Below are 24093 nucleotides of genomic sequence, written 5' to 3' on the forward strand. Positions count from 1 at the left end.
GACAATGAGTAATGCGGGTGCATCTCTTGCAACCTGTTATGGTCCGGTAAGCGCGCACATGATGGCAAAGGCGGAAAACATCCGTCTGTTGATTCTTGATGTGGATGGCGTGCTCTCCGATGGCCTGATTTATATGGGCAATAGCGGCGAAGAGCTGAAAGCATTTAACGTTCGCGACGGGTACGGCATTCGTTGCGCGCTCACGTCCGGCATTGAAGTTGCTATTATCACCGGACGGAAAGCTAAACTTTTAGAAGACCGCTGCGAAACGCTGGGCATTACCCATTTGTATCAGGGGCAGTCCGACAAAATGGTCGCCTTTAACGATTTGCTGGCGAAGCTGGCAGTCGCACCTGAGAACGTGGCCTATGTTGGTGATGATTTGATCGACTGGCCGGTGATGGCGAAAGTGGGTCTGAGCGTGGCGGTTGCTGACGCACACCCGCTGCTTCTCCCACGCGCGGATTACGTCACCCGGATCAACGGTGGACGAGGGGCGGTCCGTGAAGTCTGCGATCTGCTTCTGCTCGCGCAGGGCAAGCTTGATGAGGCCAAAGGGCAATCGATATGAGTAAAACCAGACGTTGGGTTATCATTCTGCTTTCGCTTGTCGCATTGGTACTGATTGGCGTGAACCTTGCCGACCGTGACGATGCACAAACAGAAGTGGTTAATACGAGCGAGCCAACCTATAAAAGCGATCACAGTGATACTGTGGTGTATAGCCCTGAAGGTGCGCTGAACTATCGCCTGATTGCCCAGCACGTGGAATATTTTTCCGATGACGGTATCTCGTGGTTTACCCAACCGGTGATGACCACCTTTGATACTGACAAAACCCCGACGTGGTCAATTAAGTCAGACCGGGCAAAACTGACAAATGACCGTATGCTTTATCTGTACGGCCACGTTGAAGTCAACGCCCTGACCGCTGACTCACAACTGCGCAAAATTACGACGGATAACGCCCAGATCAACCTGGTGACCCAAGACGTGACTTCGCAAGATTTGGTCACACTGTATGGCACAACATTTAATTCCAGCGGTTTAAGAATGCGCGGGAACTTACGCAGCAAAAACGCCGAGCTGATTGAAAAGGTTAGAACCTCCTATGAAATTCAAAACAAACAAACTCAGCCTTAAAGCCATTATCGCCAGCGCACTGCTGGCGGCCAGTCTTCCCGCGATTGCTGTGACTGGCGATACCGAACAGCCTATTCATATCGAATCCGACACTCAGTCCCTTGATATGCAAGGTAACGTCGTCACCTTCACCGGTAACGTCGTGATGACCCAGGGCACCATCAAAATTAACGCCGATAAAGTGGTCGTTACCCGTCCGGGCGGCGAGCAGGGCAAAGAGATTATTGATGGCTATGGTAATCCGGCCACGTTCTACCAGATGCAGGACAATGGCAAACCGGTGAAAGGCCGCGCGTCGCATATGCACTATGAGCTGGCGAAGGATCTGGTCATCCTGACCGGTAACGCCTATCTGGAACAGCTGGACAGCAATATTACCGGCGACAAGATCACCTATCTGGTCAAAGAGCAGAAAATGCAGGCCTCCAGCGAGAAAGGCAAACGCGTCACCACCGTGCTGGTTCCATCGCAGCTGCAGGATAAAGGCAAAGGCCAGGCTCCGGCACAAAAGAAGAGTAACTAATTCGTTATGGCAACATTAACTGCAAAAAACCTCGCGAAAGCGTATAAGGGCCGCCGTGTCGTCGAAGATGTCAGCCTGACCGTCAACTCCGGCGAAATTGTGGGTTTGCTTGGCCCTAACGGTGCAGGGAAAACCACCACCTTCTACATGGTGGTGGGCATTGTGCCGCGTGATGCTGGCAACATCATCATTGATGACGAAGACATTAGCCTGCTGCCGCTGCACGCGCGCGCGCGCCGTGGTATCGGCTACCTGCCGCAGGAAGCCTCAATCTTTCGTCGTTTGAGCGTCTACGACAACCTGATGGCCGTGCTGCAGATCCGTGACGACCTGACCAGCGAGCAGCGCACCGACCGCGCCAACGAGCTGATGGAAGAGTTTCATATCGAACATCTTCGCGACAGTCTTGGTCAGGCGTTGTCCGGGGGTGAGCGTCGTCGTGTCGAGATTGCACGTGCGCTGGCCGCCAACCCGAAATTCATCCTGCTGGATGAACCCTTCGCGGGCGTTGACCCAATCTCCGTTATTGATATCAAACGCATTATCGAACACCTGCGCGACAGCGGGCTTGGCGTGCTGATCACCGACCACAACGTCCGTGAAACGCTGGCCGTCTGTGAACGCGCCTACATTGTGAGCCAGGGCCATCTGATTGCCCACGGTACACCGCAGCAAATCCTCGAAGATGAGCATGTTAAGCGCGTGTACCTTGGGGAAGACTTCAGACTCTGATAGGGTAGAGGTAACGTAACGCCAAACCGGAGAAAAATGCTCTGAACATGAAGCAAGGTTTGCAATTAAGGCTCAGCCAACAACTGGCGATGACGCCGCAGCTACAGCAGGCGATTCGTCTGTTGCAGCTGTCCACGTTAGAACTCCAGCAGGAGCTCCAGCAGGCGCTGGACAGTAATCCGTTGCTGGAGCAAACCGATCTTCATGACGAGGTAGAAACCCAGCAAACGCAGGACACTGAAACGCTCGACACCGCTGATGCGCTCGAACAAAAAGAGATGCCGGACGAGCTGCCGCTGGACGCCAGCTGGGATGAAATCTACACCGCCGGAACCCCTTCCGGCACGCGTGCAGACTACCAGGACGACGAGCTACCGGTTTACCAGGGTGAAACCACCCAGTCACTGCAGGATTACCTGATGTGGCAAGTGGAGTTGACCCCCTTCTCTGATACCGACCGCGCCATTGCGACCTCGATTGTCGATGCCGTTGACGATACGGGTTATTTAACCGTAACCCTGGACGACATCCTGGAAAGTATCGGCGACGACGAGATCGAACTCGAAGAGATCGAAGCGGTTCTGAAGCGCATTCAGCGTTTCGACCCGGTCGGTGTGGCCGCGAAAGATCTCCGCGATTGCCTGCTGATCCAACTGTCGCAGTTCGCCAAAGAGACGCCGTGGATTGAAGAAGCCCGCTTAATCATCAGCGATCATCTTGATCTGCTGGCGAATCACGATTTCCGCACTCTGATGCGCGTCACGCGTCTGAAGGAAGAGGTGCTGAAAGAGGCGGTGAATCTGATCCAGTCTCTCGATCCGCGTCCCGGCCAGTCGATCCAGACCAGCGAACCGGAATATGTCATTCCGGATGTGTTAGTCAGAAAACACAACGGTCGCTGGGTGGTCGAGCTGAACTCAGACAGCATTCCTCGCCTGCAAATCAACCAGCAGTACGCCTCCATGTGCACCAGCGCGCGCAATGACTCCGATAATCAATATATTCGTAGCAATTTGCAGGAAGCACGCTGGCTGATCAAAAGTCTGGAGAGTCGAAATGACACGCTGCTGCGCGTGAGCCGCTGTATTGTTGAACAACAGCAGGCCTTTTTTGAGCAGGGCGAAGAGTTTATGAAACCGATGGTACTGGCGGACATCGCCCAGGCCGTCGAGATGCATGAATCAACCATTTCTCGCGTGACCACGCAGAAGTATCTGCACAGTCCACGCGGTATTTTTGAGCTTAAGTATTTCTTCTCCAGTCATGTGAATACGGAAGGCGGCGGCGAAGCCTCGTCAACGGCCATTCGCGCACTGGTGAAGAAGTTGATCGCCGCGGAGAACCCCGCGAAGCCACTGAGTGACAGTAAGTTAACCACCATGCTGTCCGACCAGGGTATTATGGTGGCACGTCGTACTGTTGCGAAGTATCGAGAGTCTTTATCCATTCCGCCGTCTAACCAGCGTAAACAACTGGTTTGACACAACCGATAAGGAAGACACTATGCAGCTCAACATCACAGGACACAACGTCGAGATTACTGAGGCCTTACGCGAGTTTCTGAACACCAAATTTGCGAAGCTCGAACAGTATTTCGAAAGGATCAATCAGGTCTATATTGTGTTGAAAGTGGAGAAAGTGACTCATATCTCGGATGCAACCCTGCACGTTAACGGGGGTGAACTCCATGCCAGTGCGGAAGGGCAAGACATGTACGCGGCTATCGACGGCTTGATTGATAAGCTTGCGCGACAGCTCAATAAACATAAAGATAAACTGAAACAACACTAATTGTCCGGGCAGTTAACGGGTGCAGGACGGCCTGTTGTGCGACACAACAGGCCATTTGTACAGTTAGCGCTTAGGTGAAATTATGATGAACAACGATTCGGCTCTTCAACTGAGCAATGTCCTTAACCAGGAATGTACCCGCAGTGGTGTTCACTGCCAGAGCAAAAAACGTGCGCTGGAGATCATCAGTGAACTGGCCGCAAAACAGCTGGGCCTGCCGCCACAGGTGGTGTTCGAAGCTATCCTGACCCGTGAAAAAATGGGCAGTACCGGCATCGGCAACGGCATCGCGATCCCGCATGGCAAACTCGAAGAAGACACCTTGCGTGCCGTCGGCGTGTTTGTGCAGCTTGAAACACCCATCGCCTTTGATGCCATTGATAACCAGCCCGTCGATCTCCTCTTCGCGCTGCTGGTGCCAGCAGACCAGACAAAGACCCATCTGCATACGTTGTCGCTGGTCGCTAAACGCCTGGCCGATAAAACCATTTGCCGTCGACTGCGTTCAGCGCAAAGTGATGAAGAGCTCTTCCAGATTATCACTGAAGCAGAAGGCAATCAGGATGATGCGTAACCGGGAGATGGCCTTCACATCTGTTGTCCTGAGGAGAAACGGAACATGGTGCTGATGATCGTCAGCGGTCGCTCGGGGTCGGGGAAATCCGTCGCCCTGCGCGCGCTGGAAGATATGGGGTTTTACTGCGTAGATAACCTGCCGGTGGTGCTGTTGCCCGATCTGGCGCGGACGCTAGCGGACAGACAAATTTCTGCCGCCGTCAGCATCGATGTCCGTAACATGCCAGAATCACCTGAGGTCTTTGAACAGGCCATGAGCAATCTGCCAGAGTGCTTCTCGCCTCAGCTGTTGTTCCTCGATGCCGATCGTAACACCCTGATCCGTCGCTACAGCGATACCCGTCGTTTGCACCCGCTTTCCAGTAAAAACCTTTCGCTGGAAAGTGCCATCGACGAAGAGAGCGATCTGCTGGAACCGCTGCGCTCCCGGGCCGACCTGATTGTTGACACCTCCGAAATGTCCGTGCACGAACTGGCGGAAATGCTGCGAACCCGTCTGCTGGGTAAACGCGAGCGTGAATTGACGATGGTGTTTGAATCCTTCGGCTTTAAGCACGGTATTCCTATCGATGCGGATTATGTTTTCGACGTGCGCTTCCTGCCGAACCCGCACTGGGATCCCAAACTGCGTCCAATGACCGGTCTGGATAAGCCCGTGGCGGCCTTCCTCGACAGACACACAGAAGTTCACAATTTTATCTACCAGACGCGAAGCTACCTTGAGCTATGGTTACCTATGCTGGAGACAAACAATCGTAGCTATCTGACGGTAGCGATTGGCTGTACCGGCGGTAAACATCGTTCGGTTTATATCGCCGAACAGCTGGCCGACTACTTCCGCTCACGCGGAAAGAACGTTCAGTCCCGTCATCGCACGCTGGAAAAACGTAAAACATGACCGTAAAACAAACCGTTGAGATCACCAACAAGCTGGGCATGCATGCACGCCCGGCAATGAAATTGTTTGAACTGATGCAAGGTTTTGATGCGGAGGTTCTGCTGCGTAACGATGAAGGCACAGAGGCAGAGGCCAACAGCGTGATCGCACTGCTGATGCTGGACTCAGCGAAAGGTCGCCAGATTGAAGTCGAGGCCACCGGCCCCCAGGAAGAGGAAGCGCTGGCGGCGGTGATTGCGCTGTTCAACGCAGGGTTCGACGAAGATTAAGGTCTGCCAGTCAGGCGGGTGGCGCTGCGCTTACCCGCCCTACATAAGATTATTTCGCTGCATAAACCCTTCCCCACCTAGCTGACGCATCTGGCGCATGATCCACGCCTGACGGCTTCGCACGTACCCTGACGGCGCACTGGCTTTAAAACGGATGGGATTCGGTAAAACAGCGGCCAATAGCGCCGCTTCTGACATACTCAGACGACTGGCTGGCTTATTGAAATAACGCTGCGCGGCAGCTTCCACGCCGAATATGCCGTCGCCAAACTCAGCGACGTTGAGATAGACGGTCAGAATGCGCTTTTTGCTCCAGACCGTTTCCATCCCCAGGGTTAACCCCGCTTCCAGCCCTTTTCGCACCCAGCTTCGACCATCCCATAAAAACAGGTTTTTGGCCGTCTGCTGCGACAGCGTCGACGCACCGCGCACGCGATTTTCGTGACGCTCGTTGTGGGCGAGCGCCTTCTCGATGGCCGCCATGTCAAAACCCCAGTGCTCCGGGAATTTCTGATCTTCTGCCGCAATCACGGCCAGCCCCATGAACGGTGAGATCTCATCCATGCTTACCCAGTCCGAATGGGCGACATAGCCGAAATCACCGGTCAACCACGCGCTGAGCTGGCGCTCAACCATCACGGCGGAAAAGGGTACCGGCAGAACGCTGAATAAGGCGATCCCGCCGCCCCAGAAGACGGCCAGTACAAGCACAACGCGTAACAGGGTACGTTTTATCCACGTACCCGCAGCAAATTTACGGCTCATTGCGAGAGAACCAGCACTCTGTCCACCAGCTTATCAATGCCCGTGGCTGCTTCAGCGATGGATTGCGCCAGCATATAGGCGGGCGTGGTGACGATCTTGTTGTCTTCATCGACCACAATATCATCCACCGGACAAGGAACATGCTCGCCGCCCATATCTTCGACGATCTCTGCGGTATCAATATCGGTCCCGATGGTCAGGCGCAGCGGGAAGTCAAAGATCCGGGGCAGCATGGCCGGGGCAATACAGATGAAACCCAGCGGCTTGCCTGCTGCATGCAGCGCCTGGGCGAGCCGTTTTAAATCGGGGTCGACATGGCACTCTGCCCCTTCTGAAGCAAAGGTGCTGAGATTCTTGGCTGCGCCAAAGCCACCCGGCACGATCAACGCATCCAGCGTTGAGACATCAGCCTGCGCCAGGGGTTGGACAGCGCCCCGGGCGATACGCGCGGCTTCAATCAGGACGTTACGCGTTTCCGCCATCGGCTCGCCGGTAAGATGGTTGAGCACATCCGCCTGGCTTTTATCCGGCGCGAAGCAGATCGCTTCAGCACCCTGACGAGATAATGCCAGCAGCGTTAATACGGCTTCATGTATCTCTGAACCGTCGTAAACACCACAACCGCTCAGCACGACACCAATCTTTTTCATTATGACGTTCCTTCTTTGCAACCTGCTGAAGCACATTAAAAATTCTGATTAAACCGCTATGCTTCACACATTTCACTGATTCATGTAACAAACCATTTAAGATTTGCTATCTTATCTGCGTGCGGCCTCAATATTCAGGCGGCGTCCAAGCGAAAACAACACGAAAAATCAGGCGCAGCCACGATTTCCCTGGTGTTGGCGCAGTATTCGCGCACCCCGGTTAAGCCGGGGTCATTTTTTTCTGGCATCCACCCAGGCTTTCAGTACCGCCACATCGTTTTGCCACTCTTGTTTCATCTCTTCAACCCATTCACCAACATTATCTTCCCACGCAGGTAAATCAGGCGATTGAATCTGTTGCCCCAGCTGCTGAAGATGGCGTAGCCCCACCGAGCCGGCCGCACCTTTGATTTTGTGCCCCTCTTCAACGATACCTTTCCGATCGCGCGCCGTCAGGTTGGACTCAAGCACGCTTAAGTAGCCCGGCATCATTTTTTCGAAAACTGCCAGACCATCGGTAATCAGTTTTGGCCCCACCAGATCGATATACTGCTCCAGCATCGCGGTATCGAGTAGGGTATGTGCTTTCGCGCTATCAACAGACGTCATGGTGCTCTCCTCTTCATCACGGGTATCCCAGAACTTCTTGATCATGGCGGTCAGGGCAGGCACCGCCAGCGGCTTGCTGAGCACATCATCCATACCGGCATCGAGGTACTCTTTTTTGTCTTTCAGTACGTTCGCCGTCAGCGCCACCAGCGGCGGCAGCTCATCGGCAGCATATTTGCGCGTAAGCTCACGGGAGATATCCAGCCCGGTCATGTCCGGAAGCTGAATATCCAGCAGGACCAGGTCATACTCGCCAGGCGTAAACATCTCCAGCGCCGCTTTACCGGTCATCGCCACATCGACGCTGTTACCGAGTTTTTCCAGTACGGAACGCGCCACAATCACGTTCAGTTCGATGTCCTCCACCAACAGAACATGCAGAGCGGGCAGCGGCATATCGTCGTTCTCAAAGGTATCTTCCACCTCTTCAGCCACCGCGGGCGCATGCACCGTCAGGGTAAAGGTTGAACCTTTGCCCGGATGGCTGGCAACCGTGATATCACCGCCCATGCTTTTCGCCAGACGTTTCGACACCGCCAGACCAATACCGGTCCCGGTCGCCGGTTTACCGCCGTTACTGTCTTTTACCTGGTAGTACATGGCAAAGATCTTATCCTGCTCTTCCTGCGGAATGCCGATACCCGAGTCCTCAATCTCGAAGTGCAGCATATCCCCTTCGTCATAGCGAATACGCACCGCAACCCGCCCCTTCTGGGTAAACTTCACGGCATTGCTGATAAGGTTCCACAGGATCTGGCGCAGGCGCGTGCCGTCCGTGACCACTTTATGCGGCAGCGGCAGGGTTGGCTCCATCACAAAGCTCAGCCCTTTTTGCTGGGCCTGCAGGCCGGAGAGGTTCTCCAGGTCTGCCAGGAAACCGGTGAAATCCACCGGCTGGTTATCAAGCTGCACCTTACGGCGCTCCATTTTATCCATGTCGATAATATCGTTAAAGATATTGCCCAGCGTGACAGCGGAGACATGGATCGTTTTGAGGTATTTTTCCTGCTCGCCGGTCAGGTCGGTGTCGAGAAGAATACGGCTCAGCCCAACGATGCCGTTCAGCGGCGTACGCAGTTCGTGGCTGATGGTGGAAATGAAGGTGGTCTTGTCGCGGCTGGCGCGTTCCAGCGCATCCTGATAGCGCTTACGCTCGGTGATATCGCGGCCAAATCCCATCAGGCCGTGGCGTTTCCCCACGCGGTCGTAATACGGCACTTTGCGGATCTCAAAGCAGGCTTTACGACCGTCGGGATAATCCAGCCACTGTTCATAGGTGAGCGACACGTTGTGGCGGAAGACTTTTTCATCCGTCTCCATCACTTTGGCAGCCGCTTCTTCGGAATAGACATCCTGCGGTTTGAGGTTAACCAGCTGTTTTTCACTTTTGCCGGTCAGCAGCTCCATTGCGCGGTTACAGCCGGAGAATTCTTTATCTTCGTTACGATAGAAAACCAGATCCGGCGAGGCGTCCAGGAAGGAGCGCAGGAAAGAGGATTGCTGTTCGAGCTGGATCTGCGTCACTTCGCGCTCTTTCATCTCGATTTTCAGTTGCTCCAGCGTAGCCTGACGTTCAGCTTCAGCCTTCTCGCGGTCCGAAATCTCCTGATTCAACTGCGCAATATTATCCTTGAGCTGGACGTTAAGCTTGAGATCGCGCTCGCGCATCTCTTCCAGCTTATCCACCAGTTTTGATAAACGCTGACGGGACTCCTCCAGTTGCTCCACTACCACCGACAGGAAATAGACCGCCCACGGCGTGATCAACAGGCCGAAGAAAATAGAGCGAATCACGTCGATGCTTTCAACCTGACCATGCAGAACCATAGTCACGGCCATTTGCACGACAATCGCCAGAACGACCAGCGCCAGTGCCAGCAGTAAGGAGAAACGCACCAGCCCGAGCTTCATCATCAGGTCGACGTAATACTGGGCCAGCATTCGAATTTGCTTCATAGGGGATCCCTTCACGACGTTATCGCTCAATAATACTCAAATTCGCGGCGAGGCGTTGAAGGTTGTGAGAAAAAGTGCGGGGTGAAACAGGAGATTAGCCTCGCTTCCGGCAAACCGGAAGCGAGGAGAGAACAATCAGGAACGTTTTAGCAGCAGCCAGAGGCTGATCAGGAAGAAGCTGGCGCTTGGCAGCAGCGCGCCGATAATCGGCGGGATACCGTAAACCAGCGTCAACGGACCGAAGATCTGGTCCAGGACGTAGAACACAAAGCCGAAGCTGATACCGGTCACGACGCGCACGCCCATCGGCACGCTACGCAATGGACCGAAGATAAACGACAGCGCCATCAGCATCATTACCGCGACAGACATCGGCTGGAAAATTTTACTCCACATATTGAGCTGATAACGCCCGGCGTCTTGTCCACTCGACTTCAGATACTTCACGTAGTTATGCAGGCCGCTGATAGAGAGCGCATCAGGGTCCAGCGCAACCACGCCCAGCTTGTCCGGCGTCAGGTTGGTCTTCCAGGTACCGGAAACCGTCTGCGTCCCGGTGATCTGCTTCGGATCGTTCAGGTCAGATTCATCCACCTGAGAGAGACGCCACTGTTTGTGTTCAGCATCAAATTTTGCAGAGGAGGCGTGACGCACAGACTTCAAACGACGTTCATCGTTAAAGGTGTAAATACTCACACCGCCCAGTTCGTCATCACCTTTCACGCGCTCGATATAGACGAAGCTATTACCGTCTTTCGCCCACAGACCTTGCTGCGTTGAGAGCAGTGAGCCGCCGTACATGGCCTGAGCGCGGTAGTTACGCGCCATCTGTTCACCCTGCGGCGCCACCCACTCGCCAATCGCCATGGTCAACAGCACCAGTGGGATCGCGGTTTTCATGACGGACAGCGCAACCTGCATACGGGTAAAGCCGGAAGCCTGCATCACCACCAGTTCGCTACGCTGCGCCAGCATCCCCAGCCCCAGCAGCGCGCCCAGCAAGGCCGCCATCGGGAAGAAGATTTGCACGTCTTTTGGCACGCTGAGCAAGGTATACATCCCCGCGCCCAGCGCGTCATAGCTCCCCTGCCCGGCTTTTTTCAGCTGGTCGACAAACTTGATAATGCCGGAGAGCGACACCAGCATGAACAGGGTCATCATGATGGTGGTAAAAATCGTTTTACCGATATAGCGGTCAAGAACGCCAAATGCCTGCATTAGATGGCTCCTTTACGCGTAAACCGGGCACGGATTCGACGCATTGGCACCGTATCCCACAAGTTGAGGCCCACCGCCAGCAGCAGATACAGACCATTCACTACCCAGGTCCAGACAACCGGGTCAATTTTCCCTTTGCCACCGTTGGACTTAATTGACGTCTGGAGCAGGAAGAACACCAGATACAACAGCATGGCCGGAAGCATCGACAGCACGCGTCCCTGACGCGGGTTCACCACGCTCAGCGGAACAACCATCAATGCCATCATAAACACGGTGAATACCAGCGTGATGCGCCAGTGCAGTTCAGCACGCGCACGATCGGTATCGGTGTTGATCAGGGTACGCATATCCATCTGTTCGGTGTCAGTCGGATCGAGCGCGACGGCCTGATGACCAATAATCGCCTGGTAGTTCTGGAAATCGGTGATACGGAAATCGCGCAGCATCGCTGTGCCTTCAAAGCGCGTCCCTTTGTTCAGGGTCACAACCTGGGAACCATCTTTACGCTGTGCCAGTTGACCAGAATCGGCGACCACCACGGAAGGACGGGCGTTACCTTTAGTACGCAACTGAGCAAGAAACACATCGTTAAAGCGGCTGCCGTCAACGCTTTCGATAAAGAGAACAGAATTACCGTCGGTGGCCTGCTGGAACTGACCCTGTGCCAGCGCGGCCAGCCCCGGGTTAGCTTTTGCTTCCGCCAGCACTTCGTCCTGGTGACGAGATGACGCGGGGCCTGCCCACATGACGTTCACGGCAGCAACGATCCCAGTGAACAACGCCAGCACCATAGCCGCTTTCACCAACACGGCTTTGCTTAAGCCGCAGGCATGCATCACCGTGATTTCACTTTCGGTATACAGCTTACCGAGCGTCATCAGTAAACCGAGGAAAAGGCTTAACGGCAGAATGAGCTGCGCCATTTCAGGCACGCCTAATCCGAGCAGAGAAAGCACCAGATTTGTTGGGATTTCACCGTCAACCGCCGCGCCGAGGATCTTGACCAGCTTCTGACAGAAAAAGATCAGAAGAAGGATAAAGAGGATCGCCAGTTGGCTCTTCAGCGTCTCCCGCACCAGATATCTTATGATTATCACTTTAAATACGCCCGTTAAAACTCGTCTTTTGCAGGAATTTAGCTTGTTTCATGGCTTAAACGTCATTTATTCTCTTGAGTCGTCGAAATCATCGCTAAGATTAAAAAACCCGGCGGATTCGCGCTTCAGAACATTTAATGACGTGCCGAAACCGTAGTAACGTAAGATTAACACGAAGTCACCACAACCGCGGACATGAGTTACGAAAGGTTTCAATTCTATCCGTAGCTGCCGCCGTTGTCTTTAAGATTCAGGAGCGTAGTGCATGGAGTTCAGTGTAAAAAGCGGTAGCCCGGAGAAACAGCGGAGTGCCTGCATCGTTGTGGGCGTGTTTGAACCGCGCCGACTCTCCCCGATCGCCGAACAACTCGATAAAATCAGTGACGGCTACATCAGCGCCCTGCTGCGCCGTGGCGAACTGGAAGGTAAACCTGGGCAGACGCTGTTACTGCACCATGTTCCGAACGTCCTGTCCGAACGCATTCTGCTGATTGGCTGCGGCAAAGAGCGTGAGCTGGATGAGCGTCAGTATAAGCAGGTGATTCAGAAAACGATTAATACCCTGAATGATACCGGCTCAATGGAAGCCGTCTGCTTCCTGACTGAACTGCACGTCAAAGGCCGTAACACCTACTGGAAAGTGCGCCAGGCCGTCGAAACCGCAAAAGAGAGCCTGTACAGCTTCGACCAGCTCAAGACCAATAAAAGCGAGCCGCGCCGCCCGCTGCGTAAAATGGTCTTCAACGTGCCTACCCGCCGTGAGCTGACCAGCGGCGAGCGCGCTATTCAGCACGGTCTGGCGATTGCCGCCGGTATTAAAGCCGCTAAAGATCTCGGCAACATGCCGCCAAACATCTGTAACGCCGCGTACCTGGCCTCTCAGGCGCGTCAGCTGGCGGATTCCTACAGCAAGAATGTCATCACTCGCGTCATCGGCGAACAGCAGATGAAAGAGCTGGGAATGCACTCTTATCTGGCAGTCGGCAACGGCTCGCAGAACGAATCCCTGATGTCGGTGATTGAGTACAAGGGCAACCCGTCTGAAGACGCGCGTCCGATCGTACTGGTCGGTAAAGGCCTGACTTTCGACTCCGGCGGTATCTCCATCAAACCTGCCGAAGGCATGGACGAGATGAAGTACGACATGTGCGGTGCGGCGGCGGTTTACGGCGTCATGCGCATGGTCGCTGAGCTTCAGTTGCCGATTAACGTCATCGGCGTGCTGGCGGGCTGTGAAAACATGCCTGGCGGTCGCGCTTACCGTCCTGGAGACGTGCTGACCACCATGTCCGGCCAGACTGTTGAAGTGCTGAATACCGACGCCGAAGGCCGTCTGGTACTGTGCGATGTGCTGACCTACGTTGAGCGCTTCGAACCTGAAGCGGTAATCGACGTGGCAACGCTGACCGGCGCCTGCGTGATTGCGCTGGGCCACCACATCACCGGCCTGATGTCGAACCACAACCCGCTGGCACACGAGCTTATCGGCGCGTCCGAACAGGCCGGTGACCGCGCGTGGCGTCTGCCGCTGGGCGATGAGTTCCAGGAGCAGCTGGAGTCCAACTTTGCGGATATGGCGAACATCGGCGGTCGTCCTGGCGGTGCGATCACCGCGGGCTGCTTCCTGGCGCGCTTCACCCGCAAGTACAACTGGGCGCACCTGGATATCGCGGGCACCGCATGGCGCTCCGGTAAAGCCAAGGGCGCAACCGGTCGTCCGGTCGCGCTGCTGTCGCAGTTCCTGCTTAATCGTGCGGGTTTTAACGGCGACGAGTGATGAAAAACGCCGGGTGGCGGCTTCGCCTTACCCGGCCTACAACGTCACTCAACCGTAGGCCGGGTAAGCGTAGCCCCACCCGGCTTTGCATTTAAATCCACGACAAGAAGCCCCATATATGAAGAATGCAACGTTCTACCTTCTGGACAACGACACGCATCAGGATGGCCTCAGCGCCGTCGAACAGCTGGTGTGTGACATTGCCGCAGAACGTTGGCGCGCAGGTAAACGCGTGTTGATTGCCTGTGAAGATGAGCAGCAGGCGATTCGCCTTGATGAAGCGCTGTGGGCCCGCCCGCCGGAGAGTTTTGTGCCGCATAACCTGTCGGGCGAAGGTCCGCGCGGTGGAGCGCCGGTTGAAATTGCCTGGCCGCAGAAGCGCAACAGCAGCGCGCGCGATATTCTCATTAGCCTGCGGGTAGACTTTGCAGATTTTGCCACCGCTTTCACAGAAGTGGTAGACTTTGTCCCTTACGAAGAATCTTTGAAACAACTGGCGCGCGAACGCTATAAAGCGTACCGCCTGGCTGGTTTTAACCTGAATACGGCAACCTGGAAATAATGGAAAAGACATATAACCCACGCGATATCGAACAGCCGCTTTACGAGCACTGGGAACAGCAGGGCTATTTCAAGCCTAACGGCGACGAAAGCAAAGAGTCCTTCTGCATCATGATCCCGCCGCCGAACGTCACCGGCAGTTTGCATATGGGACATGCTTTCCAGCAGACCATCATGGACACCATGATCCGCTACCAGCGCATGCAGGGTAAAAACACCCTGTGGCAGGCGGGGACTGACCACGCGGGTATCGCAACCCAGATGGTGGTTGAGCGTAAAATTGCCGCTGAAGAAGGTAAAACCCGCCACGACTACGGTCGCGACGCGTTCATCGACAAAATCTGGCAGTGGAAGGCAGAATCCGGCGGTACCATTACCCGCCAGATGCGTCGTCTCGGCAACTCCGTGGACTGGGAGCGCGAGCGCTTCACCATGGACGAAGGCCTGTCCAACGCCGTGAAAGAAGTCTTCGTGCGCCTGTATAAAGAAGACCTGATTTACCGCGGCAAGCGCCTGGTAAACTGGGATCCGAAACTGCGCACCGCAATTTCTGACCTGGAAGTGGAAAACCGCGAGTCTAAAGGCTCCATGTGGCACATCCGCTATCCGCTGGCTGACGGCGCGAAAACCGCCGACGGCAAAGATTACCTGGTGGTCGCAACGACTCGTCCGGAAACTCTGCTGGGCGATACCGGCGTAGCCGTTAACCCGGAAGATCCACGTTATAAAGATCTGATCGGCAAATTCGTGGTGCTGCCGCTGGTAAACCGCCGTATTCCGATTGTGGGCGACGAACACGCCGACATGGAAAAAGGCACCGGCTGCGTAAAAATCACCCCGGCACACGACTTCAACGACTACGAAGTCGGCCGTCGTCACGCCCTGCCGATGATCAACATTCTGACCTTCGACGGCGATATCCGCGAAAGCGCAGAAGTGTACGACACCAAAGGCGAAGAGTCTGACGTTTACTCCAGCGACATCCCGGCTGAGTTCCAGAGGCTGGAACGTTTTGCCGCGCGTAAAGCGATTGTGGCTGCCGTCGACGCGCTCGGCCTGCTGGAAGAGATAAAACCTCACGATCTGACCGTGCCTTACGGCGACCGTGGTGGCGTGGTTATCGAGCCAATGCTGACCGACCAGTGGTACGTGCGTGCCGACGTGCTGGCGAAACCGGCTGTGGAAGCGGTTGAGAACGGCAGCATCCAGTTCGTGCCGAAGCAGTATGAAAACATGTACTTCTCCTGGATGCGCGATATTCAGGACTGGTGTATCTCCCGTCAGCTGTGGTGGGGTCACCGCATCCCGGCATGGTACGACAACGAAGGCAATGTCTACGTTGGCCGCACCGAAGACGAAGTGCGTCAGGAAAACAACCTGAGCGCGGATGTTGCCCTGCGTCAGGACGAAGACGTGCTGGACACCTGGTTCTCCTCCGCGCTGTGGACCTTCTCCACGCTCGGCTGGCCGGAAAACACCGACGCGCTGCGTCAGTTCCACCCAACCAGCGTGATGGTGTCCGGTTTCGACATCATCTTCTTCTGGATTGCCCGCATGATCATGATGACCATGCACTTCATCAAAGACGAAGACGGCAAGCCGCAGGTTCCGTTCCACACCGTCTACATGACCGGTCTGATCCGCGACGACGAAGGGCAGAAAATGTCCAAGTCCAAGGGCAACGTTATTGACCCGCTGGACATGGTTGACGGTATCTCTCTGGAAGACCTGCTGGAAAAACGTACCGGCAACATGATGCAGCCGCAGCTGGCTGAGAAAATCCGCAAGCGCACCGAGAAGCAGTTCCCAAACGGGATCGAGTCTCACGGTACCGACGCCCTGCGCTTCACCCTGGCGGCGCTGGCCTCTACCGGCCGTGACATCAATTGGGACATGAAGCGTCTGGAAGGTTACCGTAACTTCTGTAACAAGCTTTGGAACGCCAGCCGCTTCGTGCTGATGAACACCGAAGATCAGGATTGCGGCTTCAACGGCGGCGAAATGACCCTGTCGCTGGCGGACCGCTGGATCCTGGCGGAATTCAACCAGACGGTGAAAGCGTTCCGCGACGCGCTGGATAGCTACCGCTTCGATATCGCCGCGGGCATCCTGTACGAATTCACCTGGAACCAGTTCTGTGACTGGTATCTGGAGCTGGCGAAGCCGGTGATGAACGGCGGTTCTGAGGCGGAGCTGCGCGGCACGCGCAACACGCTGATTACCGTTCTGGAAGGTCTGCTGCGCCTGGCGCATCCGGTCATTCCATTCATCACCGAAACCATCTGGCAGCGCGTGAAGGTGATTGCAGGCATCAACGCTGACACCATCATGCTGCAGCCGTTCCCGGAATTCGATGCGGCGAAGGTTGATGAAGCGGCGTCTGCGGACACCGAGTGGCTGAAACAGGCGATCGTTGCGGTACGTAACATCCGTGCTGAAATGAACATTGCCCCGGGCAAACCACTGGAGCTGCTGCTGCGTGGCTGCAGCGAGGCTGCTGTGCGTCGCGTCAGCGAGAACAACACCTTCCTCAAGACCATGGCGCGTCTGGAAAGCATCACCGTGCTGCCTGCTGATGAAAAAGGTCCGGTTTCCGTGACCAAAATCATCGACGGTGCCGAGCTGCTGATCCCGATGGCGGGCCTGATCGACAAAGACGCCGAACTGGCGCGTCTGGCGAAAGAAGTGGCGAAAGTCGACGTGGAAATTGGCAAAATCGAAAGCAAACTGGCGAACGAAGGCTTTGTGGCCCGCGCGCCGGAAGCGGTCATCGCCAAAGAGCGTGAACGTCTGGTTGCTTTCGCCGATGCGAAGACCAAACTGATTGAGCAGCAGGCGGTTATTGCCGCTCTGTAATGCTTTTACCCCTTACGCTTCAGGGCGTAAGGGGTAACCTTCCTGAAAACTCCTCGCTTGCACTCCCCTTTCTGCGGTGCTATTAACAGCAGTTGTGTGTCAATTTTTGTCATGAGTAATGCTATGAGCGTGATTACCCCCGTCGCGACGACAATGCGTCGGATCACTGAGCAGGACAACCCGGCCATTGCCGCTGTTATCCGCACGGTTTCCGCCGAATATGGGCTGACAGCCGATAAAGGCTACACCGTGGCCGATCCTAATCTCGATGAGCTTTTCCATCTGTACAACCAGCCGGGCCATGCCTACTGGGTTATCGAGCAGAATGGCAAGGTCGTGGGCGGCGGCGGCGTGGCACCACTAAGCTGCAGCGAGCCGGATATTTGTGAGCTGCAGAAAATGTATTTTCTGCCGTCGGTTCGCGGGCAGGGTCTGGCGAAAAAGCTGGCGCTGGTCGCCCTGGAGCACGCGCGCACCCAGGGTTTCAAACGCTGTTACCTCGAAACCACAGCCTTCCTCAAAGAGGCCATCGGCCTGTATGAGCATCTCGGCTTTGAGCATATTGATGCGCCGCTGGGCTGTACCGGCCACGTTGATTGCGAAGTCAGAATGCTGAAAAGTCTGTAACTTCCGTTCCTGCCCTCTTCTGTTAAGCGGCTGTAAACCGGATGCTCTACACTCACAGTTCACACCATAACAGGGGAAACACGATGTCGAAGATAAAAAGCTACGCCGCACCGCAGGCGGGTGCAGAACTTGAGCTGTACGAGTACGATGCGGGCGAACTAAAAGCAGAAGACGTCGAAGTACAGGTTGATTACTGCGGGATCTGCCACTCGGATCTCTCGATGATCGACAACGAATGGGGCTTCTCCAGCTACCCGCTGGTTGCCGGGCACGAAGTCATTGGCCGTGTCGTGGCGCTTGGTAGCGCCGCGCAGGACAAAGGGCTGAAGGTAGGCCAGCGCGTGGGCATTGGCTGGACGGCACGCAGCTGTGGTCACTGCGACGCCTGTATCAGCGGCAACCAGATTAACTGCCTCGAAGGCGCCGTTCCCACCATCCTGAATAAAGGCGGTTTTGCCGATAAGCTGCGCGCCGACTGGCAATGGGTCATCCCGCTGCCGGACAGCATTGATATCGAATCCGCCGGTCCGCTGCTGTGTGGCGGTATCACCGTCTTCAAACCGCTGCTGATGCACCATATCACCGCCACCAGTCGTGTGGGCGTGATCGGTATTGGCGGCCTGGGCCATATCGCCATCAAGCTGCTGCACGCGATGGGCTGCGAAGTGACGGCATTCAGTTCTAACCCGGCGAAAGAGAAAGAAGTGCTGGCGATGGGTGCGGATAAAGTGGTGAACAGCCGCGATCCGGAAGCACTGAACGCACTGGCGGGTCAGTTTGATCTGATCATCAACACCGTGAATGTCGATCTCGACTGGCAGCCGTACTTTGAAGCGCTGGCCTACGGCGGTAACTTCCACACCGTGGGTGCGGTAATGAAGCCGCTGCCGGTGCCGGCGTTTACCCTGATCGGCGGGGATCGCAGCGTGTCAGGCTCCGCGACCGGTACGCCGTTTGAGTTGCGCAAGCTGATGAAGTTTGCCGGACGCACCAAAGTGGCCCCGACCACCGAACTGTATCCGATGTCGAAAATCAACGAAGCGATCCAGCACGTGCGTGACGGCAAAGCCCGCTACCGCGTAGTGTTGAAAGCGGATTTTTGATGTGACATTGCCGGGAAATGTGAGGCCTGATGCCCTCACCCCAACCCTCTCCCACGGGGAGAGGGCGCAAACACTAAAAACGGTAACGGCTGTTACCGTTTTGCTTCTACCATGGCTTTAAACACCTCTGCCACCGCGACCGCTCCCGGATCCATCACCCCGTCCAGATTCTCTTTATTCACATACGACGAGCGCCCCGCTCCGGCTTTCTCCATTTTCGCCGTTGCCTCTGCCCCCTGCTGTGCCGCCTGCGCCGCTGACTGAAGATCTTTTTTCTGCAAGGCCTCCAGCGCCGGTTGTAGCGCGTCGATCAGCGTGCGATCGCCAAGATCTGCGCCGCCATACTGCTTCATCTGCGCCAGTCCGCTGAGCAATGCCTCCGGTAGAGGCTGTCCATCGTGAAGCTTTTGTCCGGCCGCCGTGAAGAAGATCGACATCAGCACCCCGCTCGATCCGCCCATCACCGTCGCCAGCCGCTCGCCCACCAGCAGCAGCAGCGTCGACACGTCGTTCAGCGGAAGTTTGTGCTCCTCCATACGTTGCGCAATATCCCGCGCACCTTGCGCAAAGGTGGAGCCCGTATCCCCGTCGCCCACTTTCGCATCCAGCGCGTTCAGGCGATTTTCAAGTTCGATCAGCGTCCCGGTTACCGAGGAGACATACTCACTCACCCGCGGGTTTTCCGACGGGGTGTATTCCACGCGATCGTGAAGGGCGCTATGCGCAACGGTACGTAAAGGTGCGAACGGCACGGGCTTCTGCCAGCCCAGCGTCTCGACCTCGGCGTGAATCGCCTTTTCGAAGAAATCGTTGAGCTTCAGCAGCGTCAGAGAAAAGCCTTTCATGTCCAGCGCGCTCACCAGCGGCGCCGGACCAATCAGGTACGCAATGTTCTCTTTCAGCGCCGAATGCGCCAGCTCTTTGGTCAGTAACGCCATTTCGAGCGCCGAGACGCCGCCGAGGTTGTTAATCAGCACGGCAAAGCGCCCTTCGCCCGCCTGCGTTTTGAGCGGCGTCACCAGCGTGTCGATAATCGCTTTGCTGTTTTGCGTATCCACCACGGACGCCCCCGGCTCACCGTGAATGCCCAGACCCAGCTCGACGTGGCCTTGCTTTATCCGCCCCTCTTCCTCGTCGCTGCCGGGCAGGTTACAGGTTTGCATCGCAACGCCCAGGCTCCAGAGGTTGTCGCAGGCCTGTTGCGCAATATCCCGCACCTCACTCAACGATTTCCCGTGCTCCGCCGCATAGCCCGCAATCTTATGCACCAGCGCCGTACCGGCAATACCGCGCGGCTGCTTGTTGTCCGGCAGCGCGATATCGTCCGCCACAATCACCATCTCCACCTTCAGGCCGTAGCGTTTGGCCTTTTCTGCCGCCAGACCAAAATTCAGGCGGTCACCGGTGTAATTTTTGACGATCAGCAGGCAGCCGCGATCGCCCGTGACCGCCACAATGGCATTCAACACCGCATCCACACTCGGCGAGGCAAACAGGTCGCCACATACCGCCGCCGTGAGCATCCCTTTTCCGACAAACCCAGCGTGCGCCGGTTCGTGGCCGGAACCCCCACCGGAGATCACCGCTACGCGGCTTTTATCCCAGTCGCCGCGCGCAACAATTCGAATGGCAGGATCAACATCAAGCTTGACGAGGTTTCCGTGCGGAGCAGAAATCAGAATGCCTTCAATAGCATCGTTAACCAGTTGTTTGCGATCATTAAAAAAGAATCTGGACATACATTCCCAAAATGTTGTGAACCGTATGCAAAAGCATAGTCCGCGCTGGATAATGCGCCGCAAAGTCAGGAATTTACTCAACCAAATTGCGACCAGTTTGCCTATACTCCACCCAGGACAAAGAGAGGAAGCGCATCATGAGTACACCATTGTTAATTGCCCGGACGCCGGAAAAAGAGCTGTATTTACTGCCCGCGATGGCGAACCGCCATGGTCTGATCACCGGAGCGACCGGGACGGGGAAAACCGTCACCCTGCAAAAGCTGGCGGAGTCGCTTTCGGAGATTGGCGTACCGGTCTTTATGGCTGACGTGAAAGGCGATTTAACCGGTGTGGCTCAGGAAGGGACGGCCTCTGAAAAACTGCTCGAACGGCTGAAGAATATTGGCATCACGGACTGGACGCCGCATAGCAATCCGGTGGTGGTGTGGGATATCTTTGGTGAGAAAGGCCACCCGGTGCGCGCCACCGTCTCCGATCTCGGTCCTCTTCTCCTGGCGAGGCTCCTTAACCTCAACGACATACAGTCCGGCGTGCTGAACATTATCTTCCGTATTGCCGACGATCAGGGACTGCTTCTGCTTGATTTCAAAGATCTGCGCGCCATTACCCAGTACATCGGCGATAACGCCAAATCCTTCCAGAACCAGTACGGCAACATCAGCAGCGCCTCGGTAGGGGCCATTCAGCGTGGGTTGCTGACCCTGGAGCAACAGGGTGCAGAGCACTTCTTCGGCGAGCCGATGCTGGATATCAAAGACTGGATGCGCACCGACAGCAGCGGCAAAGGCATCATCAACATTCTGAGTTCAGAAAAGCTCTACCAGACGCCAAAGCTCTACGCCGCCAGCCTGCTGTGGATGCTCTCCGAACTGTACGAACAGTTACCCGAAGCGGGCGATCTGGAAAAACCGAAGCTGGTCTTCTTCTTTGACGAAGCGCACCTGCTGTTTAACGACGCGCCGCAGGTATTGCTGGATAAAATTGAACAGGTCATTCGCCTGATCCGCTCCAAAGGCGTTGGCGTCTGGTTTGTGTCGCAAAACCCGTCGGATATCCCGGATAACGTGCTCGGTCAGCTTGGTAACCGCGTGCAGCACGCCCTGCGCGCCTTTACGCCAAAAGATCAGAAAGCAGTAAAAGCCGCCGCGCAAACCATGCGCGCCAATCCGGCCTTTGATACCGAAGCGGCGATTCAGGCGTTAGGCACCGGTGAAGCGCTGATCTCGTTCCTGGATGCGAAGGGCAGCCCATCCGTGGTGGAACGCGCTATGGTGATCGCGCCCCGCTCGCGCATGGGGCCGGTTACCGACGATGAACGCAACGGCCTGATTAACCACTCTCCGGTTTACGGAAAGTACGAAGACGAAGTGGACCGGGAGTCCGCGTTCGAGATGCTGCAAAAAGGGGTTCAGGCGACAACGGAATCGCAGGATGCGCCTGCCGCAAAAGGGCAGTCTGTCGCCGTGGATGACGGTATTCTCGGGGGGCTCAAAGACATCCTCTTCGGCAGCACCGGGCCGCGCGGCGGCAAGCGCGACGGCGTGGTACAAACCATGGCGAAAAGTGCCGCACGACAGGTCACTAATCAGATAGTGCGCGGTATGCTGGGAAGCCTGTTAGGCGGCCGTCGCCGGTAGACGGGGAACCCACGGGCGGCCAAGCGCCGACCCCTGTACACCGTTCTCTTGTAGATAGCGGTCGATTTCCACCATCCCCGTCCAGCGGTTCTCACACCATAGCGGTGCCAGAAGCGTTGGACGGCGGGCGCTGGCGGAGATGCGGTGGTAGACAATTTCTGGCGGTGTGTGGCGAATCATCTCCCCTGCCGTCACCGTATAGTCGTCGAGCTCAATACCGCTTAACCGCCCTGCTTCCCAGGCTTTCGCCATAATGCTTCCCGTAACGATATGCAGCGGATGCAGCTTAATGCCGTCCACGCCGGTCTCAACCACCTTTTCCAGCGTTTCAAGACCATGCTGTTGACCTTCGCCGGGTAACCCAACAATCAGATGCGAACAGACTTTCAGCCCACGCTCACGGGCCAGCCGCGTGGTGCGCTGGTAGCAGGCGAAATCATGACCGCGATTGATGCGGTGCAGGGTTTTGTCGTGCGCGGTTTGCAAGCCCAGCTCCAGCCAGATCTCGTAGCCTTGTTCTTGGTACTCGCTGAGCAGGTCCAGCACCGCGTCCGGTACGCAGTCCGGGCGCGTCCCCACGCATAGCCCTACGATGCTAGCCTGGCTGACCGCCTGCTGATACATCGAGCGCAGCACCTGCACCTCCCCCCACGTGCTGGTGTAGGCCTGGAAATAGGCCAGATACTGCTTCGCGCGGTTCACCAGGCTCGCCTGGTGCGCGAGCTGTTCCGCGATAGAGTGATGCTGCTGAGCTTCGTCAGCAAAGGACGCAACGTTACAGAAGGTGCAGCCGCCGCGCCCGATGGTGCCATCGCGATTCGGGCAGCTAAACCCGCCGTGCAGCGTCAGCTTATGAACCTTTTGTCCGTATCGCTGCAAAAGATCCCCACCAAACATATTGACTAATTTCTGTAACTGCATAATCTGATAGACCGTCCCGGAGAAAGGGGACAAGCCTGCCATTTTTAGCCTCTGTCGGCGATGACCTGGATCAATCGCCCTGGACGGCCTTTATCCATATGAATAAATACTCAAGATTACTGCAGTTTCATTCACACCACTCGTAATTACTTTTCCTTATGTTCTGATTGTTTTTTTCATTTATAGCGCCACCACTGAAAAACAGTGGGTTTATGCGGGTTTGCAGTCAATGCCAGATTATTATTCTGCTATAAAACGGCTATTCAGCACGCTACATTGATAATACCGCTTTCATATAGTGAGTCAGATCACACTCCGCTGCGTCCTGCCAGGGCTTACAATCAATGTAAAAATAGTTAAATATCCTTTAATTACAACCAGATAATCCCTCTTTAGCACATTTTTGTATAAATAAGATTGCCATTTGACCTGTGTACCAATTCCCGATAAGTTGGAAATCCGCTGGAAGCTTTCTGGATGAGCGGCCTGCTCATCATATTTATGCAGTAATTGAGATTCCCTCTGAAGCAAGTCCTCAAACTTGTTTACCTGCGCGAAAGGATGAAAAAGAGGGCGAATGCGAGGTCCGCGTACGAAACGCAAACCCCGTCGCCATGCTCTTTCTGTGCCTGTGCGCCA

Annotated in this window: 22 protein-coding genes; 15 read left to right on the top strand and 7 right to left on the bottom strand. The window is 55.7% G+C overall.

Annotation, left to right across the window (positions count from 1 at the left end; genetic code table 11):
* Positions 1–4 precede the first annotated feature (4 nt).
* The 9 genes from kdsC to npr all read left to right on the top strand — a co-directional run bounded on the left by kdsC (position 5) and on the right by npr (position 5932).
* A complete protein-coding gene (kdsC, locus tag HV355_RS08605; protein ID WP_148401075.1) occupies positions 5–571 on the top strand; it encodes a 3-deoxy-manno-octulosonate-8-phosphatase KdsC in 567 nt (188 codons plus the stop codon).
* Positions 568–1143 (top strand): LPS export ABC transporter periplasmic protein LptC, encoded by a 576-nt coding sequence (gene lptC / locus HV355_RS08610; RefSeq protein WP_108416125.1) that lies wholly within the window; start codon positions 568–570, stop codon positions 1141–1143. The genes kdsC and lptC overlap by 4 nt, the downstream gene beginning before the upstream one ends.
* A complete protein-coding gene (gene lptA / locus HV355_RS08615) occupies positions 1112–1666 on the top strand; it encodes a lipopolysaccharide ABC transporter substrate-binding protein LptA (protein ID WP_010436059.1) in 555 nt (184 codons plus the stop codon). The genes lptC and lptA overlap by 32 nt, the downstream gene beginning before the upstream one ends.
* 6 nt (positions 1667–1672) lie before the next feature.
* Positions 1673–2398: an LPS export ABC transporter ATP-binding protein gene (gene lptB / locus HV355_RS08620; protein WP_010436061.1), complete on the top strand. Its 726-nt coding sequence runs from the start codon at positions 1673–1675 to the stop codon at positions 2396–2398.
* 47 nt (positions 2399–2445) lie between these two features.
* Positions 2446–3879: an RNA polymerase factor sigma-54 gene (gene rpoN, locus HV355_RS08625; RefSeq protein ID WP_042717706.1), complete on the top strand. Its 1434-nt coding sequence runs from the start codon at positions 2446–2448 to the stop codon at positions 3877–3879.
* 22 nt (positions 3880–3901) lie between these two features.
* Positions 3902–4189, top strand: a complete 288-nt coding sequence (gene hpf / locus HV355_RS08630; RefSeq protein WP_010436063.1) for a ribosome hibernation promoting factor — start codon at positions 3902–3904, stop codon at positions 4187–4189.
* A gap of 82 nt (positions 4190–4271) precedes the next feature.
* Positions 4272–4763 (top strand): PTS IIA-like nitrogen regulatory protein PtsN, encoded by a 492-nt coding sequence (gene ptsN / locus HV355_RS08635; RefSeq protein ID WP_010436064.1) that lies wholly within the window; start codon positions 4272–4274, stop codon positions 4761–4763.
* A 45-nt stretch (positions 4764–4808) separates the two neighbouring features.
* On the top strand, positions 4809–5663 hold the full coding sequence (rapZ, locus tag HV355_RS08640; RefSeq protein ID WP_010436066.1) for an RNase adapter RapZ: 855 nt from the start codon (positions 4809–4811) through the stop codon (positions 5661–5663).
* A complete protein-coding gene (gene npr, locus HV355_RS08645; protein ID WP_003861872.1) occupies positions 5660–5932 on the top strand; it encodes a PTS phosphocarrier protein NPr in 273 nt (90 codons plus the stop codon). Before rapZ ends, npr begins: the two co-directional genes overlap by 4 nt.
* A gap of 39 nt (positions 5933–5971) precedes the next feature.
* Here the strand turns inward: npr and mtgA are convergent, their stop codons facing one another.
* The 5 genes from mtgA to lptF form a co-directional block, all read right to left on the bottom strand.
* The gene (gene mtgA, locus HV355_RS08650) at positions 5972–6697 is read right to left on the bottom strand and encodes a monofunctional biosynthetic peptidoglycan transglycosylase (RefSeq protein WP_126545330.1); all 726 of its coding nucleotides are present in this window, start codon (positions 6695–6697) and stop codon (positions 5972–5974) included.
* Entirely contained in the window at positions 6694–7347 is a 654-nt protein-coding gene (elbB, locus tag HV355_RS08655; protein ID WP_182401624.1) for an isoprenoid biosynthesis glyoxalase ElbB, read from the bottom strand. The genes mtgA and elbB overlap by 4 nt, the downstream gene beginning before the upstream one ends.
* A gap of 231 nt (positions 7348–7578) precedes the next feature.
* Complete coding sequence (arcB, locus tag HV355_RS08660) at positions 7579–9912, bottom strand: aerobic respiration two-component sensor histidine kinase ArcB (RefSeq protein ID WP_182401625.1); 2334 nt, start codon at positions 9910–9912, stop codon at positions 7579–7581.
* A gap of 135 nt (positions 9913–10047) precedes the next feature.
* Positions 10048–11130, bottom strand: coding sequence for an LPS export ABC transporter permease LptG (gene lptG, locus HV355_RS08665; protein WP_010436079.1), 1083 nt, complete (start codon positions 11128–11130; stop codon positions 10048–10050).
* The gene (gene lptF, locus HV355_RS08670; protein WP_089597752.1) at positions 11130–12230 is read right to left on the bottom strand and encodes an LPS export ABC transporter permease LptF; all 1101 of its coding nucleotides are present in this window, start codon (positions 12228–12230) and stop codon (positions 11130–11132) included. Before lptF ends, lptG begins: the two co-directional genes overlap by 1 nt.
* A 265-nt stretch (positions 12231–12495) precedes the next feature.
* Here lptF and pepA point away from each other — a divergent pair, with 265 nt between their 5' ends.
* From pepA to HV355_RS08695, 5 genes are all read left to right on the top strand, one after another.
* On the top strand, positions 12496–14007 hold the full coding sequence (gene pepA / locus HV355_RS08675; RefSeq protein WP_010436084.1) for a leucyl aminopeptidase: 1512 nt from the start codon (positions 12496–12498) through the stop codon (positions 14005–14007).
* Positions 14008–14125: 118 nt separating this feature from the next.
* Complete coding sequence (holC, locus tag HV355_RS08680; protein ID WP_010436086.1) at positions 14126–14569, top strand: DNA polymerase III subunit chi; 444 nt, start codon at positions 14126–14128, stop codon at positions 14567–14569.
* The gene (locus tag HV355_RS08685; protein WP_182401627.1) at positions 14569–17424 is read left to right on the top strand and encodes a valine--tRNA ligase; all 2856 of its coding nucleotides are present in this window, start codon (positions 14569–14571) and stop codon (positions 17422–17424) included. Before holC ends, HV355_RS08685 begins: the two co-directional genes overlap by 1 nt.
* Before the next feature lie 123 nt (positions 17425–17547).
* Positions 17548–18051: a GNAT family N-acetyltransferase gene (locus tag HV355_RS08690; RefSeq protein WP_010436090.1), complete on the top strand. Its 504-nt coding sequence runs from the start codon at positions 17548–17550 to the stop codon at positions 18049–18051.
* Between the two features lie 83 nt (positions 18052–18134).
* Positions 18135–19154, top strand: a complete 1020-nt coding sequence (locus tag HV355_RS08695; protein WP_029739607.1) for an NAD(P)-dependent alcohol dehydrogenase — start codon at positions 18135–18137, stop codon at positions 19152–19154.
* A gap of 92 nt (positions 19155–19246) precedes the next feature.
* Here HV355_RS08695 and HV355_RS08700 read toward each other — a convergent pair whose 3' ends face one another.
* Positions 19247–20893: a dihydroxyacetone kinase subunit DhaK gene (locus HV355_RS08700; RefSeq protein ID WP_182401629.1), complete on the bottom strand. Its 1647-nt coding sequence runs from the start codon at positions 20891–20893 to the stop codon at positions 19247–19249.
* A gap of 137 nt (positions 20894–21030) precedes the next feature.
* On the opposite strand from HV355_RS08700, the gene HV355_RS08705 reads away from it, so the two are divergent.
* Positions 21031–22533 (top strand): helicase HerA-like C-terminal domain-containing protein, encoded by a 1503-nt coding sequence (locus HV355_RS08705; RefSeq protein ID WP_182401632.1) that lies wholly within the window; start codon positions 21031–21033, stop codon positions 22531–22533.
* Here the strand turns inward: HV355_RS08705 and HV355_RS08710 are convergent.
* On the bottom strand, positions 22513–23454 hold the full coding sequence (locus HV355_RS08710) for a TIGR01212 family radical SAM protein (RefSeq protein ID WP_182401796.1): 942 nt from the start codon (positions 23452–23454) through the stop codon (positions 22513–22515). The two genes, HV355_RS08705 and HV355_RS08710, sit on opposite strands and share 21 nt — an antisense overlap.
* Positions 23455–24093 lie beyond the last annotated feature (639 nt).

It is taken from the genome of Enterobacter sp. RHBSTW-01064 (assembly GCF_014103035.1).
In the GTDB taxonomy this organism is placed as follows: Bacteria; Pseudomonadota; Gammaproteobacteria; order Enterobacterales; family Enterobacteriaceae; genus Enterobacter; species Enterobacter mori.

Excerpts from the sequence above, each read along its gene's own strand:
- lptC (WP_108416125.1), top strand. The coding sequence starts at position 568 with ATGAGTAAAACCAGACGTTGGGTTATCATTCTGCTTTCGCTTGTCGCA.
- lptA (WP_010436059.1), top strand. The coding sequence starts at position 1,112 with ATGAAATTCAAAACAAACAAACTCAGCCTTAAAGCCATTATCGCCAGC.
- rapZ (WP_010436066.1), top strand. The coding sequence starts at position 4,809 with ATGGTGCTGATGATCGTCAGCGGTCGCTCGGGGTCGGGGAAATCCGTC.
- elbB (WP_182401624.1), bottom strand. The coding sequence starts at position 7,347 with ATGAAAAAGATTGGTGTCGTGCTGAGCGGTTGTGGTGTTTACGACGGT.
- holC (WP_010436086.1), top strand. The coding sequence starts at position 14,126 with ATGAAGAATGCAACGTTCTACCTTCTGGACAACGACACGCATCAGGAT.
- HV355_RS08710 (WP_182401796.1), bottom strand. The coding sequence starts at position 23,454 with ATGCAGTTACAGAAATTAGTCAATATGTTTGGTGGGGATCTTTTGCAG.
- lptG (WP_010436079.1), bottom strand. The coding sequence starts at position 11,130 with ATGCAGGCATTTGGCGTTCTTGACCGCTATATCGGTAAAACGATTTTT.
- npr (WP_003861872.1), top strand. The coding sequence starts at position 5,660 with ATGACCGTAAAACAAACCGTTGAGATCACCAACAAGCTGGGCATGCAT.
- HV355_RS08690 (WP_010436090.1), top strand. The coding sequence starts at position 17,548 with ATGAGCGTGATTACCCCCGTCGCGACGACAATGCGTCGGATCACTGAG.
- HV355_RS08700 (WP_182401629.1), bottom strand. The coding sequence starts at position 20,893 with ATGTCCAGATTCTTTTTTAATGATCGCAAACAACTGGTTAACGATGCT.
- kdsC (WP_148401075.1), top strand. The coding sequence starts at position 5 with ATGAGTAATGCGGGTGCATCTCTTGCAACCTGTTATGGTCCGGTAAGC.
- pepA (WP_010436084.1), top strand. The coding sequence starts at position 12,496 with ATGGAGTTCAGTGTAAAAAGCGGTAGCCCGGAGAAACAGCGGAGTGCC.
- HV355_RS08705 (WP_182401632.1), top strand. The coding sequence starts at position 21,031 with ATGAGTACACCATTGTTAATTGCCCGGACGCCGGAAAAAGAGCTGTAT.
- HV355_RS08695 (WP_029739607.1), top strand. The coding sequence starts at position 18,135 with ATGTCGAAGATAAAAAGCTACGCCGCACCGCAGGCGGGTGCAGAACTT.
- rpoN (WP_042717706.1), top strand. The coding sequence starts at position 2,446 with ATGAAGCAAGGTTTGCAATTAAGGCTCAGCCAACAACTGGCGATGACG.
- ptsN (WP_010436064.1), top strand. The coding sequence starts at position 4,272 with ATGATGAACAACGATTCGGCTCTTCAACTGAGCAATGTCCTTAACCAG.
- lptB (WP_010436061.1), top strand. The coding sequence starts at position 1,673 with ATGGCAACATTAACTGCAAAAAACCTCGCGAAAGCGTATAAGGGCCGC.
- mtgA (WP_126545330.1), bottom strand. The coding sequence starts at position 6,697 with ATGAGCCGTAAATTTGCTGCGGGTACGTGGATAAAACGTACCCTGTTA.
- HV355_RS08685 (WP_182401627.1), top strand. The coding sequence starts at position 14,569 with ATGGAAAAGACATATAACCCACGCGATATCGAACAGCCGCTTTACGAG.
- arcB (WP_182401625.1), bottom strand. The coding sequence starts at position 9,912 with ATGAAGCAAATTCGAATGCTGGCCCAGTATTACGTCGACCTGATGATG.
- hpf (WP_010436063.1), top strand. The coding sequence starts at position 3,902 with ATGCAGCTCAACATCACAGGACACAACGTCGAGATTACTGAGGCCTTA.